This window comes from Verrucomicrobiia bacterium (assembly GCA_036405135.1).
Taxonomy (GTDB): Bacteria; Verrucomicrobiota; Verrucomicrobiia; order Limisphaerales; family JAEYXS01; genus JAEYXS01.
Genome location: DASWYF010000009.1, coordinates 1 through 16939, shown reverse-complemented (window position 1 = coordinate 16939; position 16939 = coordinate 1). Strand labels below are relative to the sequence as shown.

Genomic DNA, 16939 nt, shown 5'->3' with positions numbered 1-16939 from the left:
CACCCCTCACCCCGGCCCTCTCCCCTCCGAGGGGCGAGGGTGCTATATCCTCGAACTTTTTCACCCGCTTATTTTATTCAAAGTTCATGACAGCTTCTGGCTGTCGCATCTTGATAGTATAAAGACCTGTTCGGTGCATTGTTCATCGCGAAATATTGCTGGGCGGGTTTCGGTGTGTTTGAAGTTCAGGCGATTGAGGAGGCGGATGCTGGGGGTGTTGCGGGCGTCGGTGATGCCGAGGATTTGTGAGGCCGGAGTGGCGGTGAAAAAGAGTTGGATGGCTTCGCGCACGGCGTTGGTGGCGATGCCGCGGCCTTGGGCTGAGGGGGCAAGGGTGAAGCCGACTTCGCCGGTCTGGCTGTTGCTGGAGAGGTGGAGGCCGATGTCGCCGAGGAGGGCATCTGTGTGAGGATCGGCAATACCTAGCTGAATCCATTGGCCGGGTTGGAAGAAGGCGGTGGTTTCCATCTCGGTCAGAAAGACCAACGCATCAGTCTCGCTCATGGGAGACCAGCCTTGATAGCGATTGAGCCCGGGGGTGTTGCGGTAAGCCTGAAATGCGCGGAGGTCGGAATGACGCAGGCGGCGGAGGGTGCCGTTGGGGAATGGGCGGGGGAGGAGGTGGTCAGCGGGGTGGTGCATGGTTACAAATGTAAGAAAGCTACACGGGAGGTTGCATGGCGCTCACTGCTTTTGATCTGCAAGCATGCCGATGTGTTCTCCTGCTCCGTCGTAGAGAAACGCTGGAAGTGAAATATGGCTCAGGTTTCCGGGAGCTATATAGATATTTTTAATGCGCCCATCATGGATGGCCATGTCCATCCAGAATTGGTACCGCCCGTTGGCGAGATATGTCAGTGAACGTCGATCTGATGGTGAGGTCGGGTTGCTCATGTCCAAGAAAATGTAGAGATGAAGTTCAGGTCGTGAATAGATCGGAGGCTCAAATTTCCCGGACCACTTCGGTTCGCTGTCGCGAATTCTCTGGTTATTCTCCGTGATGAAACTTTTGACCTGTTCAATCGTCATGCCTGCCCGGATGGGGATATCGCGTTTTAATTCAGCAATGAAGTCGGCCAGTTCGGCACTGCTGGTTGCTGGCCGGTGAGAGCATCCGACAAGCACAAACGTCAGCAGAGTGGCGAAGAGAAGGCGCATGGTCAGGCATCTGTTCACTTCTGCTCATCTAAAAATTTGAAGGCGTTTGCTACGGCTTCATCGATGATCGGGTGGTCTTCCTTGTAGGGGAACTTGGCGCGGTAGTCTTTGGTGTGTTGAAGCATAGTCATACCCGGCTGATTGGCCCGGACTGAGGCGGGGAGTTGACGGTAGTTTGAGACGAAGCTGAGGAGGTGAGAGTCCAGCCGGCCTTCCAGTAGTTTGTATGCCTGCTCGGTGCGTCCCTCTCGCAGGCGCTGCAAAACGGCCAACGTATTTGCGAGTTCTAGATAATAGCGGGCAGCATTGGACGCAGTCGTGTAATCGTGGAGTTGCTGGAGGGCGTCGGGCTGCTTGGTATCATGCAGGTGAGTAGCTAAAGACGCGTAATGCTGATTATCACCGAAGTCGTAGCTCTTGGGGTCTTTTGGTGTGTTCATACGATGTGCGGGTATCAGGGGAGTTTCTGGTTTAATGTCAGGTTTCGTGGAATGAGTTTCAAGTTTTCAGTGGTCGGAGATTTTAGCCACAGATGAAACACTGATCACACAGATGGGAATACCGAATGGGGGTAAGCGAATGGAGGTTTTTTGACAGGATTAACAGGTGGGACAGGATAGGGATATTCACCACGGAGACACGGAGTGCGCGGAGAAGAAGCAGCAGAGGAATTGATTTTAAAAATGCGAGTTACGTGGATTGGGATTCTTGGATGTTCTTGAGGGGGAGAAGGTTGGAATTTTATGACAAATTTTAGTGAAAAATGGTGGTTTTCTTGTGAGGTTTTAGTATTGTTTTCATTGCTGGCGGTCGTTGTCAGCAAATAGGAGGTGGCAGAAGTAAATTCTGAGTTCTGCTTACCCGATGAATGAAAAGTTACGACACGGATGAGGTGTGTCGTGGGATAAAGGAGGAAGAGATATGAGTGTGGAGATTTTTAGAAAAGCAGGGAGTAGGCGAACGCATTTGGAACCTTCACCCAACATGTTGGGCATTCTTCACGAGTCATCAAAGTCAGGAATGGTCAGGTGAATGACAGGGTGAATGGTATCTTTGAGTGGACGGTTCAATTTGGGAGGTCGGTGGTGAAGGCCAAAGTTTGGGCAAAGCGGCCCCGATACCGAATCGGGGCAAGCCGCTATGACTCACCATCTCTAAAAATTTTCTTGAACATGGGGGCGGGTAAATTGTCTTTTTTCAGCAAGCGTAATAAAGCGTGGCAGCTATTGCCCAATAGGCTGGCTGACAGCTAAATAGGGAAATCGTAAACGACATGATACGCGTCGAAGATTTAGTGAAGAATTTTGGGCCGAAGCGGGCGGTGAACGGAATCTCGTTCACGGTGGAGCGCGGCGAGGTGTTGGGCTTCTTGGGGCCAAACGGGGCGGGGAAGTCCACGACGATGCGGATGGTGACGGGCTTCGTGCCGCCGAGCGGGGGGAAGGTGACGGTGGGCGGCTTTGACATGGTGGAGAATCCCATTCCGGCGAAGAAATTGATCGGGTATCTGCCGGAGAATGCGCCGGCCTATACGGACATGACGGTGTATGGGTTCCTGAATTTTGCGGCGGAGATACGGGGGTTCAACGGGGACGCGCGGAAGAAGGCGGTGCATCGGGTGGTGGAGATGTGTTTCCTGGAGAATGTGCTGCATCAAAGCATTGAGACGCTGTCCAAGGGTTACTTGCATCGCACGTGTTTCGCGCAGTCGATCATCCATGATCCGGACGTTTTGATTTTGGATGAACCCACGGATGGCTTGGATCCGAATCAGAAGCATGAGGTGCGGAATCTGATCCGGCGCATGGGTGAGAAGAAGGCGATCATTTTCTCGACGCACATCCTTGAGGAAGTGGAGGCGGTTTGCTCGCGGGCGGTGATCATTGATCGCGGGCAGATCGTGGCGAATGGAACTCCAGCGGAACTTAAGGCGAAATCGGAGGTGGCGGGTTCGGTAAGGTTGCGCGTGCAGGGAGCTGCTTCCGGTGTGGTGACGCAGAAGCTTTCGGGATTGCCGATTGCGCGGAAGACGGTGCTCTTGCGTGAGGATGGTCCGGTGGTGGAAGTGCGCGTGCAGGCGAAGGATGGAGGCGCGAATGGTGCGCTGGCACGGAGTGTGGCTGAGCTGGTGGTGAAGGAGAATTGGAAGATGGAAGAATTGCATACGGAGGAAGGACGATTGGATGAGGTGTTCCGCAGTATCACGCTGCCGGATACGGTGAAAGGCGGTGCGAAATGAATTCGGCCTGGCGACATATCTGGACAATCACTAAGCGGGAGTTGAGTGCGTATTTCAGCTCGCCGGTGGCATATGTGTTCATCGTGATCTTCCTTCTGCTGACAGGATTTTTCACGTTCATGATCGGCGGATTCTTTGAACGGCGGGAGGCGGTGCTGAGTTCGTTCTTCATGTGGTTGCCATGGTTCTTCCTGATCTTGGTACCAGCGGTGGCGATGGGATTGTGGGCGGAGGAGCGGCGATTAGGCACAATTGAGCTTTTGCTGACGATGCCGATCACGGCATGGCAGGCGATCGTGGGGAAATTCCTCGCATCGTGGGCCTTTCTGGGATTGGCGCTGGGGCTGACATTCCCGGTGGTGTGGACGGTGAATTATCTCGGATCACCGGATAATGGAGTAATCTTCTGCGGTTATCTGGGGGGATTGCTGATGGCGGGAGCTTATCTGGCGGTGGGGTGCATGACATCGGCGATCACGCGGAATCAGGTGGTGAGTTTCATCCTGTCGGTGGTGATCTGTCTGTTCATGATTTTGGCGGGATGGCCGCCGGTAACGAATTTCTTCATCGGCGTGGGTGCGCCGAACTGGTTGGTGGAGACGGTCGCGGCCTTCAGTGTGATGCCGCATTTCGAAAGCCTGCAACGGGGCGTGATCGATTCACGGGATGTGCTGTTCTTCTTCTCGGTGATCGGGTTCTCGCTGTTCACCACAGGCGTGATCATCCGGAGTCAACGAGCGGGCTAAAAGGAGGCGTATGAAAAATAAGAAGCTCGAAACAATGCTTTTCTCGGTGGCCGGTGTGGCGGCGATGTTCGTCATCCTGGTGGCGCTGAATTACATCGCGGGATTGGGCAAGCAACGCATCGACCTGACGAAGGAGAAACTTTATACGCTGTCCCAAGGCAGCAAAGAAATCCTCGGCAAGATCGATGGGCAGGTGGAGATCCGTTTTTACTGCACGCGCGGCGAGAAGGAGATGCCGATGGTGCTGAAGGCCTACGCACAACGGGTGGAGGATCTGCTGGCAGAATATCAACAGGTGGCGGGCAAGAAACTTATCGTCAAAAAATTGGATCCGAAGCCGGATTCGGATGCGGAAGATTCAGCCGTACTGGATGGGGTGGAAGGCCAGATGCTCCAGACGGGCGACAAGGTGTTCCTCGGATTGGCGATCGAGTTCGTGGGACAGAAGGTGGCGTTGCCGTTCCTGATGCCGGATCGGGAAAGGCTTTTGGAGTATGATCTGTCACGAGCGATCGCCGGAGTGTTGACGGAAGAGAAGCCGACTGTTGGCATCATGACGAGCCTGCCGATATTCGGCATACCGATGAATCCGATGATGGCGCAGATGGGACAGCGCGGGCAGGATCCGTGGGTGCTGATCAGTGAGTTGAAGCAGGACTTCAACGTGCAACAGGTGGAGCCATCGGTAGAGCAGATCGATGAGAAGAAATTCAAGGTGCTGGTGGTGCTGCACCCGAAGAATCTGCCGGACAAGACGCAATATGAGATCGACCAATATGTTTTGCGCGGTGGCAAGTTGATCGTGCTGGTGGACCCGAATGCGGTGATGGACAGCCAAGGCGGCAGCAATCCGATGATGGGCAGCATGCCGGGGAATTCCTCGCTGGATAAGCTTTTCGCGGCATGGGGCATCACGATGGAGTCCGGCAAAGTGATTGCGGATATGAATTACCCGACGCAACTGGGCGGGCGGGGTGGTCAGCCGCAGACAAATCCGGCAGTGTTATCGCTATTGGAGGAAGCCTTGAACAAGGATGATGTGATCACGAGCTCGGTGGATAACTTGCTGGTGCCGTTCGCTGGCGCGATCGGTGGTACGCCAGCAATGGGTCTGCAACAGACTGTGTTGGTGAAGAGTTCCTCTAATTCGCAGATGGTGGAAGGATTCATCGCGCAGATGTCTGGTGAGAATATCGTGAAGGAGTTCAAATCGGGCGGAAAAGAATTGCCGTTGGCGGTGCGATTGACGGGCAAGTTCAAGACGGCATTCCCGGATGGCAAACCGAAGGATGCGCCAGCAGAAGCCGGCCCTGATGCTGAGAAGAAAGCTGAGAGCAAGTCTGCGGAATCGCTGAAGGAAGGAAAATCGGACAATGCAGTGATCATCGTGGCGGATGTGGATTGGCTATATGATCAATTCTGCGTGCAGGTGCAGAACTTTTTCGGGCAACGCATCGTGACACCGGTGAGCGGGAACTTGGGTTTCTTCCAGAACATGGTGGAGCAATTCGCTGGGGACAGCAGCCTGATCCATGTGCGGAGTCGCGCGAGCCAGAGCCGGCCATTCACGGTGATGACCAAGATGGAAGCGGATGCGAACGAGCGTTTCCAGAGCAAGATCAAGGAGCTGGAAGGCAGCCTGGCGGAAACGCAGAAACGCCTGAGCGAATTGCAGCAGCAGAAGGAGAAAGGTCAGCGTCTGATCATGTCTCCTGAGCAGCAGCAGGAGATCAAAGAATTCCGCAAAAAGGAATCCGAAGTGAACAAGCAACTCAAGGAAGAGCGGAAGAAGTTGCGGAAGGATATCGATGCGCTGCAATTCAAATTGAAGCTCGGAAATATCGCGGGGATGCCTGCGCTGGTGGCGCTGTTCGGCATCGGATTGTTCTTAATCAAACGGAAACGTACGGCAGCAAGATGAACCGGAAACAATTCATAGTATTGGTGGTGCTGGTCGCGGTGATCGGCGGGTTGGCGTTTGTATTGAGCAATCGCAATGCGACGACGTGGAAATCGCCGGAGAAGGCAATGAGCGGAACCATCTTCAAAGATTTTCCGCTGAACGATGTGACGGAGATCGTGATCAAGGACAAGGAGGGTTCACTTACCTTAATCAAGAAAGAGGAGCGCTGGACGGTGAAAGAGCGCGGTCATTATCCAGCGAACTTCACGGAAATCGGTGATTTGCTCAGGAAAGTATGGGATCTGAAACCAGTGCAGCAACCGACGGTGGGTGAATCGCAACTGGGACGGCTGGAATTGCTGGAGCCAGGCAAGGGTGACAAGTCCGGCACGTTGGTGGAGTTCAAGGGCGCTGGTGGCAAGACGCTCGGAGCGGTGTTGCTGGGCAAGAAGCATATGAAGGAAGGCAACGCGCAGTTCGGTGGCGGAAGTTTTGCGGACGGGCGTTATCTGATGATCCCGGGAAAGCTGGAGTCGCTCGCGCTGGTGTCGGAGAGCTTCGATGATATCGCGCCAAAGGCATCCGAGTGGCTGGCGAAGGAGTTCTTCAAGATCGAGAAGATCAAGACGGTGAGTGTTTCCACGAATGGAACAGCAGCGTGGAGCATCTATCGCGAAACAGAGGCGGGTGAGTGGAAGCTCGAGGGGATCAAAGAAGCGGAGAAAATGGATGTGGCGTCAACGGGAGCGTTTAATCACTTGCTGTCATCAGCGGCGTTCAGCGATGTGTTGACGGAAAATATGGAGTTGAAGAATCCGATCAAAGCGACGATCGAGACGTTTGAAGGTTTCAAGTATGAGCTGACGCTGGCGCCGACTGAGTCGCCGGAGGGTTATCATATGAAGTTGCTGGTGAATGCGAACTTGGCGAAAGAAAGAATGGTGGGCAAGGATGAGAAGGCGGAGGATAAGGCGAAGCTGGACAAGGAATTTACGGATCGTTCGAGCAAGCTTGCTGAGAAACTGAAGCAGGAGAAGCAGTTCGAGGGATACACGTATTATGTGAACAAGTTCACGGTGGATACCTTGCTTAAGCAGCGGAGTGATCTTATCGCGAAGACACCGGAAAAGCCGCCTGAGTAAGGCAGAATCTCTCAGTAGGAGATGTCGATGATCTCCAAGATGTCTTCACCGGCAGGGAAGCTGAATTTCACACGCTGGCCGAGCTTGGCGTTTAAGAGGGCTTTGGCGATAGGGGACATCCAACTGACTTCGTCGTTATCGAGATCGGTTTCATCCACTCCGACAATGCGATAGCGGGATTCGCCGAACTGATCACGGACAGTGACGGTAGCTCCGAAGAGGACTTGTTCGTGAGGGGGAGCGGGAGGTTGGATCACGACAGCGGTTTCCAAGCTCGATTGCAGGTGGTTGATGCGGGCGTCGAGGAGTTGGAGTTCGCGAGCGGACTCTTCTTCATCCGGCAGAGAAGCCGCAGTCGGGCGCTCAACTTCGATGAGACGCGCTAGTTCGGCGCGCATGTTTTGTTCACCCTTGGGCGTGATGTAATTCTTGGCGCCATTGGGCAAGGAGGATGCAGGTCGCCGGATCGGTTCTTCGGCGATGCTGTCATCTTCACGAGTGAATGCTTTACTCATCTGCAAGAAGGATACATCTGGTTCGCAGCGGGAACAAGATGGGGTGAAGCCCGAAATGTAACTATTTGGTGACAGTAAATTTCTCGACGTACTTAGCGAGAAGGTCTGCTTCAAGATTGACTTGATCACCCACTTTGCGTTCGCGCAAGGCGGTGACCTCGTGCGTGTGCGGGATGATCCAGATGACGAAGCTCTTTTTCTTCACTTCAGCGACGGTTAGGCTGATGCCATCGACGGCGATGGAGCCTTTGAAAACCATGTAGCGAAGGATATCCTGTGGCGCTTCGATCTCGATGACGAAATCTGAACCGCTCTTTTCCCAGCGCTTGATCGTGCCAAGGCCGTCGATGTGACCGCTGACGAAATGGCCGCCGAGACGGCCATTCGCAGCAAGGGCGCGTTCGAGATTTACAACGCCACCGACTTTTGTGTGCTGGAGATTCGTGCGCGTCCAAGTTTCTTGCAGGAGGTCCATTTGCACGAGGCGACGCGTTTTCGGGCCGCTAAGTTTTACGGCGGTGAGACAGCAACCGTTTACAGCAAGGCTGTCGCCGAGCTGCAGATCACTGCCGCAGACGCGGGTCTCAACGGTGAGCGCGATGGATTTCGCACCGGGCTTGATCGCCTTCACCACGCCTGTCTCTTCTACGATGCCGGTAAACATATGACGGCGTCAGTCTGCCACATCGGCGGTAAGCAACAAGTCTGGGGACAATTTTCGCCACTGAATATTTTTTAGCTTCAACACTTCGGTCCAGTTGGTCGCACCGGCTCCAGCGACACCTTTGCGTGCAGTTTTTCCACCCAAGATTTTTGGTGCGTAGAAGAAGGCGATGCGATGGGCGAGACGTTGCTCGGCAAACTTCGCGACAGTTTCGCCGCCGCCTTCGATGAGTAGTGAGGTGATTTCTTCTTTGCCGAGTTTCTTCAAGAGCCAGCGGAGGTTTACACCTTGTTTAGTGATGGGGGCGGTAATGACGCGGACTTGTTTCGCGAGGGCTTCAATACGTTTAGCAGGCGCGGCTTTCGTGACGACGATAGTGGTCAGGTGCTTTTGACCATCCGTGACGACTTTCGCGGTGTGCGGCGTGCGGGCTTGAGGATCCAGGATGATGCGACGGAAGCCGTGGAGCTTGTCGGGTGCTTTGCCTTTGGCGAGACGGATGGTCAGGCTGGGGTCATCGGCGATGATCGTGTTCACGCCGACGAGGATGGCATCATGTTCCGCACGCAATTTCATGGCGTGATTGCGAGCGGCTTCGCTGGTAATCCATTTGGATTCGCCATCTGCGGTGGCGGTTTTGCCATCGAGTGTCATCGCGGCTTTCAGCGTGATGAGCGGGGTGCGATGGATGATCCAATGATTGAAAATGCGATTCAGCTCGGTGGCTTCGCTTGCAAGAATGCCTTCAGTCACTTGAATGCCGGCGGCGCGCAGGAGTTTGAAGGCGCGTCCGGCATGTGCAGGGTTCGGATCAGTGGCGGCGACAACGACATGCTTGATGCCCGCTTTGATCAGCGCATCAGAGCAGGGCGGGGTGCGACCGTGGGTGCAGCAGGGTTCGAGGGTGACGTAGATGGTGGCGTCTTTAGTAGATTCGCCGTGTTTTTCGGCATCGCGCAGGGCTTCGATTTCGGCGTGAGGTTGACCGGCACGATGGTGGTAGCCGCGTCCGATCACTTTGCCGTTCTTCACGATGACGGCGCCGACGAGCGGGTTGGGGGAGGTGGCCCCGGTGGCTTTGCGGGCGAGGCGGAGAGCCTCGTGCATGTGCCGGCCATCAGTCGATTTAGTTTTCTTGTTGGACATGAGTTTACTTTTATACTCAGCCAAAGTCGAAAACTCACCCGCCGCTATCTCTTGCTCCACTAAGGGCTTGGAAGAGAGATATGTGATGACATCAGCGATATCTTCGTCAGCTTGCTCGGGGGCAGTAACAAGAAACTTAGTTTGTCTTCTTGTTGTCCGTTTCATATGAGAAAATTAACGGACGATTGTTTGTGGAGCAAACCACTATTCCCCGAACAAGGCCTTCGCAAATTCCTTCGGCTCGAACGGTTGCAGATCATCCGCCTGTTCGCCGACACCGATGAACTTCACGGGGATGCCGAGTTCCTTTTGGATCGCTACGACCATGCCGCCCTTGCTGGTGCCGTCGAGCTTCGTGATGACGAGGCCCGTGAGGTTCACAGCCTTGTGAAATTCTTTCGCTTGATTCAGCGCGTTCATGCCGGTGGTGGCATCGAGCACGAGCAGGACTTCGTGGGGTGCGCCGGGAAGTTGCTTGTCGATGACGCGGTGAACCTTTTGCAGTTCCTTCATCAAATTATTCTTCGTGTGCAGGCGACCAGCGGTGTCCACGAGCAGATACTTGGCGTTGCGCGATGTGGCAGCGGCGACGGCATCGTGCGCGACGGCAGCTGGGTCCGCGTTGTATGCGCCTGCGATCACCGGTGCATTCAGTCTCGTGCCCCAGAGCTTCAATTGTTCGATAGCTGCTGCGCGGAACGTATCGCACGCGGCCATGACCACGGCGTGCCCTTCATCATGGAAACGTTTCGCGAGTTTCGCGGTGGTCGTCGTCTTGCCCGTGCCGTTCACGCCTACGACGGCGATGACCGTCACGCCGTTCGCTTGCGTTTTGATTTCGCGCTGGCCTTCACCGAGAGATTTCTCGACCTCTTGTGCCGCGATCTTGCTCACGTCGAGTCCCTGTCCACCTTGCGATTCGTAGGCCTTCCGCACGGCAGCGAGGATTTGATTCGTCATCGGCACGCCGAAGTCGGCGGAGAGCAGGGCGGCTTCCAGTTCTTCGACGGTGCTGGCGGTCAGCTTTGGTGAACCCGTGACGATGCGCTTGATCTCGTGCACCAGCTTGTCGCTGGTTTTCTTAAGGCCCTCTTTGAGTCGTTGAAAAAATCCCATGAAAAATCTCTCTTCGCTAAATCACTAATTCACCGACGGATTCGCCGGTGGCTGGCCGTAACGCGCCTTGTTCAAGGCCGCGCGCTCGCGCAATTTCACCACGTTGCTGTAGGGCAGGCGGATGGAGCCGATGAGCGGTTTGCCTTTGTTCATGCCGTGACAATCCGAGCCACCCGTGATCAGCAGATCCTTCTGCTCGGCCATCATCAGGTAATGCTGGCTCACCGCGGTGGAATGCTTCGTGTGAAAACACTCGATGCCGTCCATGCCTGCTTCGACAAGCTCGGGGATCATGTCATCGCTGCGGTTCAATCCCGGATGCGCCATCACCGCCACGCCGCCGGATTGGTGGATGAGCTTGATTGCGTCCGGCGCGGAGATGCGGAATTTCGGCACCCAACCCGCACGTCCTTTTTTCAAGAACCGCTCGAACGCCTCATCCATCGTCTTGCAAACGCCTTTTTCCACCAGCACCCGGCCCACATGCGGACGCCCCGGCGATTGGCAACTCGCTATGCGGAACACATCCTCTGGCTCGATGGGTATGCCCAATTTCTTGATGCGCTCCACCATCTCGCGGATGCGTTCCTGCCGCGCTGCCTGGAAGGCCGCAAGCGCCGTGGTGAGCTTCACGTTGCTCGTATCCAGGTAGTAGCCGAGCAAGTGCAGTTCGTAATCATCCTGCTCCGCGGTCAGTTCGCTGCCCGGCACGAATTCGATGCCTTGCTTCGAGCAGGCTGCGGCCATGCGTTCGCACCCTTCCATCGTGTCATGATCCGTGAGCGAGAGGACCGAGAGATTGAAGCGCTTGCCCTCCATGGTCAGCTCCTCTGGCGAATACGTTCCGTCAGAAAAACTGGTGTGGAGATGCAGATCGGCAAACATGATTTACTTCACTGTGCGGGCAGGGCGCATCAACTCCTGACGCACCTTGTCCAAGATGCCGTTCACGAAACGGCCGCTATCATCCGTGGAGAACAACTTCGCGATCTCCACCGCTTCATTGATGCTGACTACCGGAGGAATATCGTCTCGGTGACGCATCTCGTAAATGGCCAGGCGCAAGATATTCCGGTCCACCACCGCCATGCGATGAATGTCCCAATTCTTCGCGTGCTTCTTGATCTCCTCATCCAGCTTCTCGCGATTCTCCAGCACACCTTTGATCAACGGTTCCGCGAAGAGGCGCAACGCCGCTTCATCACCCGCTGCCACAGGAGTTTCCGGTTCCTCGCCCCAACGCGCCTGACCGGATTTATCCTCCGTCACCGCTTCCGGATGCTGGCTGCTGAACAAGAAGTCCAGTGCCGCCTGCATATTCTCCGGCGGGTTCATGTCGTGCTGGAACAGGAACTGCACCGCGCGCTGTCTCGCCCGGCGGCGCACGCCCAGGTTCTGATTCCGCTTATCTTGCTTCTCGCTCATTTATCAATATTTCGCCACGTTGGAATCGATCTCATCCGACCACGCGTTGATGCCGCCCTTCACGCTCTTGATATATTTGAAACCCTGCTCGCGCAGGAACTTCAACGCCTTCATCGAGCGACCGCCCATCTTGCAATGGATGTAATACTGCTGGTTCGGGTCCAGCTCCGTGAAGCGCTGTGGCAGCTCGCCCAGCGGCAGCAGGGGCACGCCCTTGATATGCGCGATCTCGTACTCATCCGCATCCCGCACATCGATGACCTTGATGTTGAGGCTCGGGTTATCCAGCGCCTTCTTCATCTCGTGCACATCCACCTCATCGGGATTTGCAGACGGATTCTCCGGCTGCGTCGGGATGCCGCAGAACACCTCGTAATCGATCAACTCCTTGATCGTCGCGTTATCACCGCAGATCGGGCACGCCGGATCACGACGCAACTTCAACTCCTTGAACTTCATGTCCAACGCATTGAAGAGCAGCAAGCGATTGATCAAGGGATTACCCTTGCCCAAGGCCAGCTTCAAGATCTCGTTCGTCTGGATGCAACCGATGATACCCGGCAGCACGCCCAGCACACCACCCTCGGCGCAACTCGGCACCATGCCCGGCGGCGGCGGTTCCGGATACAGACAGCGATAGCACGGTCCGCCCAAATGCGGCGCGAACACACTCGCCTGACCCTCGAACCGGAAGATCGATCCGTAAACATTCGGCTTCTTGAGCAGCACACACGCGTCATTCGTCAGGTAACGAGTCGGGAAATTATCCGTGCCATCCACCACGATGTCATACGGCTTGATGATCTCCATCGCGTTCTCGCTGCTGAGGCGCACGCTATGCAGCACCACCTCCACATTCGGATTGATGCTTCGGATCGTATCCCGGGCGGATTCCCCCTTATGCCGGCCCACGTCCTCCGTTCCGTGGATGATCTGCCGCTGGAGATTCGAGAAATCCACCGTATCGAAATCCACCAGGCCGATCTTGCCCACGCCCGCTGCCGCCAGATACATGGCGATCGGCGAGCCGAGACCACCCGCACCGATGCATAACACGCTGGTGCCCTTGATCTTCTTCTGCCCGGCCAACCCCACTTCCGGCAGGATCAAGTGCCGGGAATACCGCTTAATTTCGTCGTTACTCAGTTCCATAAACAAATGAATCAAACAAGTTCCCGCAGACTACCGCGTGGGCCGGATAATGCAAGCGGTCAACCAGCCAATCGTAGCCGCCGAGGTGACGAGGCTCTAACCTTCCTCCTTGCTCAAACAGTAGCAGCCGACGTAAGGAGGCTCAAACTCGTGGAAAGGTAGGGCTGAGTGTCTGGTGGCCATCGGTGCAACCGACGGCCGCCCCTTCCTTGCGAAGCCAAACCTCCCACTCTGGATGTTTCTGTAGCCTCATAAGTCCTATCAGCCCCATTAGACCTATTCGTCCTATTCTTTAAGCACCAGCCGGCTCCAAAACCATACGACCCGAAACTCAAAACCAGAAACCAGAAACCAGAAACAATTCACAACCTCGTAAATCGTCCTTCGTAAATCGTAAATTCCCCTCAAAGTGGCCTTCCATCCGATCCGTTCAGTGCTCCCTCATCTCGATTGCATCCTGTCCTGCGGCACTCTAGCAACCAGTCCACACCTCCCGGCTCGCGACCCTCGCCAGCCACTCCACAAAGAAATGCAGCTAAAGAATGCTTGGTGAGCTTACGAGCGCACCTCCCTATCTTCCTTCTCCTCTCGGAGGGGAGAAGGATTGAGGATGAGGGGTGCCCCCATTTCTTCATTCCGCCTTCTTAATTCAGCATTCCTCAAAAGGAACTATGTCAAAGAGCAATGAAACCACCCGACCCCTGTGAATGTATCTGATCTATGCCCCCTCCTAATAGGGAGGCCAGACTCTTGACGCCAATCAGCACCCGGCCGGTTCCGCAGTGAGTACCATGGCCGAATTTCGTTCTCCCCTTAAATTAATAAGGAAGTCGAACTTCGACCTAGGGATTCCCCGGTGAGACATAAACTCCTACGCCCACCGACGTCCCGTTCCCCCTCCGGCTTACGAGCCCTGATCCAGCGCCCGATCCACCCACATATCCTAAGATCGAAAACCAGGTAGGGCGGAGCTGCCGCTCCGCCGTTGCCAAATCCCCGACCCTGATGATTCCATAAGGATTGCCAAAACGATTCCAATGAACCATTCAGCGGGGATTTCAGCCTTTCGTGGGTCTCATTTTTCCAGACTCGAAACTCGAACCTAGAAACCCGAAACCACTTTAATCGGCTTGCAGCCCTTCCTTTACCAACAACGAGTTGTCAGCACTGCAAACCGTATCAAACCACCGTCAATTTATCCATCAAAAAATCACCGAAAATCGGCTCCCCAACGCAACAAATTGCGCCCCAATAAATTGCGAATGAATATTTTTGAAGCTTGGCTTGGAGTGAGCACCACCCCTTACTCATATTTGTCGAATCAAGATGACCCCATGAAGCCGACCATCTTGAGGTAAAAGTCCATTAAGTGTCCTTTTCCTTCAGGTCGGAAAACTCCATATCCTCCCGACTGTGCTTCCTCAACGCGCTGATACAGTTGGAGGTACTCGGCTCCAACATATCGTCCCGAGGAGTCAGCGACCGGGATTACCACTACTTTCAGCTCGCCTTTAACTTGATCTGCAATGCCTACTTCCCAAGGAACCCATTTTGATTCGATAGCATTCGGCGTTGCTAAAACCATAAAGGCGTTGTTTTCAGCAATCTTCTGTTTGATTTTATCAGCTGTCTCTCGGTTGGTTACCCGAGGCATTTCCTTGTCGTTCCAGTCTACGTAAATTTTGATTCCGAGTTTTTCGAAATAGGCGATGAGTCCCAAAACTAAATCTTTATCCTTATGGCTGTGCGAAAGAAAGATTGAGACTGTTGCCTGTTCTCGAGCTTCTTTGACATGGGCAAACGTTCGAAAACGTTGATCTCTTGCATAGCCTCTTAGTTCGTTTTCTGTGAAAAATGCCATGACCTACTCCTTCCGCGCTTTTTGGATAATGGAAAAAATTGCCTCTATCCATTTATCTTCTGTTTCCTTTGGATTGGCCAAAGTTTCGAACTCTTTTCGAACATCTGCTTTACCAAAATAATCTTTTAAATTGGGCCGCATGGTGTTCCAGATTTTTAAAGATGCTCCGCCTGTTGCTGGAACTGGAATGAGAATGTGAGAGTTGTCCTTTGCTTGTGAAAATTCTTCGAGCACTCCGTCTGAAATGACGATTTTTTTTGTAGTCCTGTCTATCTTGTTTCCGGCTATGAAGATTGTAACCCCGGATTCTTGAACTAACTCTTTGCGTATTTCTGAATAGAACTGTTTGCGCTCGGATTGATTCTTGAATTCTTGAGGAAATGGGTGAAGCCATAGACGTTGTCCCGCTCGGCCCGTTTTCTCCCTTCGCGTTTGCTCGTGAGCGCCAACTATGCAAGAATCAGCAACTCCGACCCCAAAGCCCGAAACAAGATTGTTACCCCTTGCTATGATTTGAGATCCAAGCTTCCGGCAGAATTGGTCAAATTTATCTCGGCTGATAGTTCCGTAATCAACAACGCTTCCCGATATCAGAATGTTTTTAGAGGAAACTCGTAGTGCCAGTTCCTTTAGAATTTCTCCGATTTCCGCATAGTCATCAATCAGGACAACATCGATATTAAAACGAGCCAAATCGGTAATTCTATGGGGTAAGTGGTTTTTGTCCCTCTCATACTGAGTCTTGAGTTTCGCGTAACCTTTACCCCCTTTTTTGGGTGGTTGCGGTTTTCTTAATATGCAATATCTAGGCGGTTGGTTTTTTGCATTTGCTTCCAAGAGACAACGGAGACGGCTGAAAACATAGTCAATATTAGGGTCATTGAAGCTGTATCCTAAAAATAGAAAATGCTTCCAAGTCAAATCCCCTTGCAGGCGATTGGTGAACAGCCCTCGTTTGGTCTCGTATCTTTCGTAATCATCTTTAATTAATACTGCCTCGTCAGCATGGTCCACGTCGCCGTGCATTTTGAGTATCGTAACATCAGAATACGGTGTGCGGTGAAGAAGGTCTGCAACAGAGTGCTTAACATCGACTACCTTGGAGACGCTTTCGTACGAGTTTTCTAGCAATTTGTCATAATTGGTCGTCCAAACGGTATCGATGGGGAGTCTGGCTATCCAACGATGATTTTCCGAGGCTGTGGCCCGATCGCGAAACTCTTCTATGATTTTATTGTTAAGCCGCCCGCGATTCTGATTTCTGTTGTATTCGTACTGTGCGAGAGCAATCAAGTCATGCTCATCATCGACTTGAAGTTCCAAATCTGAGGCGATATCCCTAAGTAGCCCACGCCAATCAACAAATCCAGCACCCGCTGACATTCCAGCGCCAATGAACAAAGCAGCTTCATTGTTGATTACAGCTTTAGAAAAATCTCTGAGAAATACGCTTTTTTTTAATTCTGACATAACGTTTGCTCTTGTTAAAAAGTGCAATTGTCTCGGGAAAACAGCTAACGGCCGGCAATTTTTGCAGCCTCTTCAATCCAAGATGGCATGTTTTTTCTGCCATTGTCGTATACCCAATCGTATGCTGGGAAAATGCTAGATAATGGCTTCTGGTACTTTGTGCCCCAAGCACCAAAAATCGGGTCTTCCACTTCAATTGTGAAATCGTCTAACGGATTTCTACCTTTGGTGCCCGTCAATCCTTTGCTGTTTTTAACATTGTGAATCAGTAGCAAACCACAGGAGTAGAAGCAGAAAATGCTGGTCTGAGGATTTTGACTGCGCCACACGGAGCAGGTGAAAACAAAAAAGCACTCAAACCAGCACCGTTCGAAACTGGAAGTCCTGCGGCAGATTTGCAAT

At 53.5% G+C, this 16939-nt stretch carries 17 protein-coding genes; 4 read left to right on the top strand and 13 right to left on the bottom strand.

The window, feature by feature from the left end:
* Window positions 1-84: 84 nt before the first annotated feature.
* From VGH19_03415 to VGH19_03405, 3 genes are read right to left on the bottom strand one after another with little or no spacing between them, the layout of a single operon-like run.
* Window positions 85-642: a GNAT family N-acetyltransferase gene (locus VGH19_03415; GenBank protein ID HEY1170397.1), complete on the bottom strand. Its 558-nt coding sequence runs from the start codon at window positions 640-642 to the stop codon at window positions 85-87.
* A gap of 42 nt (window positions 643-684) precedes the next feature.
* The gene (locus VGH19_03410) at window positions 685-1158 is read right to left on the bottom strand and encodes a hypothetical protein (GenBank protein ID HEY1170396.1); all 474 of its coding nucleotides are present in this window, start codon (window positions 1156-1158) and stop codon (window positions 685-687) included.
* 14 nt (window positions 1159-1172) lie between these two features.
* Complete coding sequence (locus VGH19_03405) at window positions 1173-1598, bottom strand: hypothetical protein (GenBank protein ID HEY1170395.1); 426 nt, start codon at window positions 1596-1598, stop codon at window positions 1173-1175.
* 833 nt (window positions 1599-2431) lie between these two features.
* Here VGH19_03405 and VGH19_03400 point away from each other — a divergent pair.
* The 4 genes from VGH19_03400 to VGH19_03385 are packed head-to-tail and all read left to right on the top strand — an operon-like array spanning window position 2432 to window position 7188.
* Window positions 2432-3397, top strand: coding sequence for an ATP-binding cassette domain-containing protein (locus tag VGH19_03400; protein ID HEY1170394.1), 966 nt, complete (start codon window positions 2432-2434; stop codon window positions 3395-3397).
* The gene (locus tag VGH19_03395) at window positions 3394-4143 is read left to right on the top strand and encodes an ABC transporter permease (GenBank protein ID HEY1170393.1); all 750 of its coding nucleotides are present in this window, start codon (window positions 3394-3396) and stop codon (window positions 4141-4143) included. Before VGH19_03400 ends, VGH19_03395 begins: the two co-directional genes overlap by 4 nt.
* Window positions 4144-4153: 10 nt before the next feature.
* Window positions 4154-6064 (top strand): Gldg family protein, encoded by a 1911-nt coding sequence (locus VGH19_03390; GenBank protein HEY1170392.1) that lies wholly within the window; start codon window positions 4154-4156, stop codon window positions 6062-6064.
* Window positions 6061-7188: a DUF4340 domain-containing protein gene (locus VGH19_03385; GenBank protein HEY1170391.1), complete on the top strand. Its 1128-nt coding sequence runs from the start codon at window positions 6061-6063 to the stop codon at window positions 7186-7188. The genes VGH19_03390 and VGH19_03385 overlap by 4 nt, the downstream gene beginning before the upstream one ends.
* 11 nt (window positions 7189-7199) lie before the next feature.
* Here the strand turns inward: VGH19_03385 and VGH19_03380 are convergent, their stop codons facing one another.
* The 10 genes from VGH19_03380 to VGH19_03335 all read right to left on the bottom strand — a co-directional run.
* Window positions 7200-7703, bottom strand: coding sequence for a GreA/GreB family elongation factor (locus tag VGH19_03380; protein HEY1170390.1), 504 nt, complete (start codon window positions 7701-7703; stop codon window positions 7200-7202).
* A 61-nt stretch (window positions 7704-7764) separates the two neighbouring features.
* Entirely contained in the window at window positions 7765-8367 is a 603-nt protein-coding gene (locus tag VGH19_03375) for a riboflavin synthase (protein ID HEY1170389.1), read from the bottom strand.
* 9 nt (window positions 8368-8376) lie between these two features.
* Window positions 8377-9513, bottom strand: a complete 1137-nt coding sequence (ribD, locus tag VGH19_03370; GenBank protein ID HEY1170388.1) for a bifunctional diaminohydroxyphosphoribosylaminopyrimidine deaminase/5-amino-6-(5-phosphoribosylamino)uracil reductase RibD — start codon at window positions 9511-9513, stop codon at window positions 8377-8379.
* 204 nt (window positions 9514-9717) lie between these two features.
* A complete protein-coding gene (gene ftsY, locus VGH19_03365; protein HEY1170387.1) occupies window positions 9718-10629 on the bottom strand; it encodes a signal recognition particle-docking protein FtsY in 912 nt (303 codons plus the stop codon).
* 24 nt (window positions 10630-10653) lie between these two features.
* A complete protein-coding gene (locus VGH19_03360; GenBank protein ID HEY1170386.1) occupies window positions 10654-11514 on the bottom strand; it encodes a PHP domain-containing protein in 861 nt (286 codons plus the stop codon).
* 3 nt (window positions 11515-11517) lie between these two features.
* A complete protein-coding gene (gene nusB, locus VGH19_03355; protein HEY1170385.1) occupies window positions 11518-12054 on the bottom strand; it encodes a transcription antitermination factor NusB in 537 nt (178 codons plus the stop codon).
* 3 nt (window positions 12055-12057) lie between these two features.
* Window positions 12058-13206 (bottom strand): molybdopterin-synthase adenylyltransferase MoeB, encoded by a 1149-nt coding sequence (gene moeB / locus VGH19_03350; protein HEY1170384.1) that lies wholly within the window; start codon window positions 13204-13206, stop codon window positions 12058-12060.
* Between the two features lie 1321 nt (window positions 13207-14527).
* On the bottom strand, window positions 14528-15067 hold the full coding sequence (locus tag VGH19_03345; GenBank protein ID HEY1170383.1) for a toll/interleukin-1 receptor domain-containing protein: 540 nt from the start codon (window positions 15065-15067) through the stop codon (window positions 14528-14530).
* A gap of 3 nt (window positions 15068-15070) precedes the next feature.
* Window positions 15071-16537 carry an SIR2 family protein gene (locus tag VGH19_03340; protein ID HEY1170382.1) on the bottom strand — a complete coding sequence of 489 codons (1467 nt, stop codon included), beginning with the start codon at window positions 16535-16537 and terminating at the stop codon, window positions 15071-15073.
* Window positions 16538-16581: 44 nt separating this feature from the next.
* Window positions 16582-16939 (bottom strand): hypothetical protein (locus VGH19_03335; GenBank protein ID HEY1170381.1); only part of this gene is annotated, 358 nt, incomplete at its 5' end.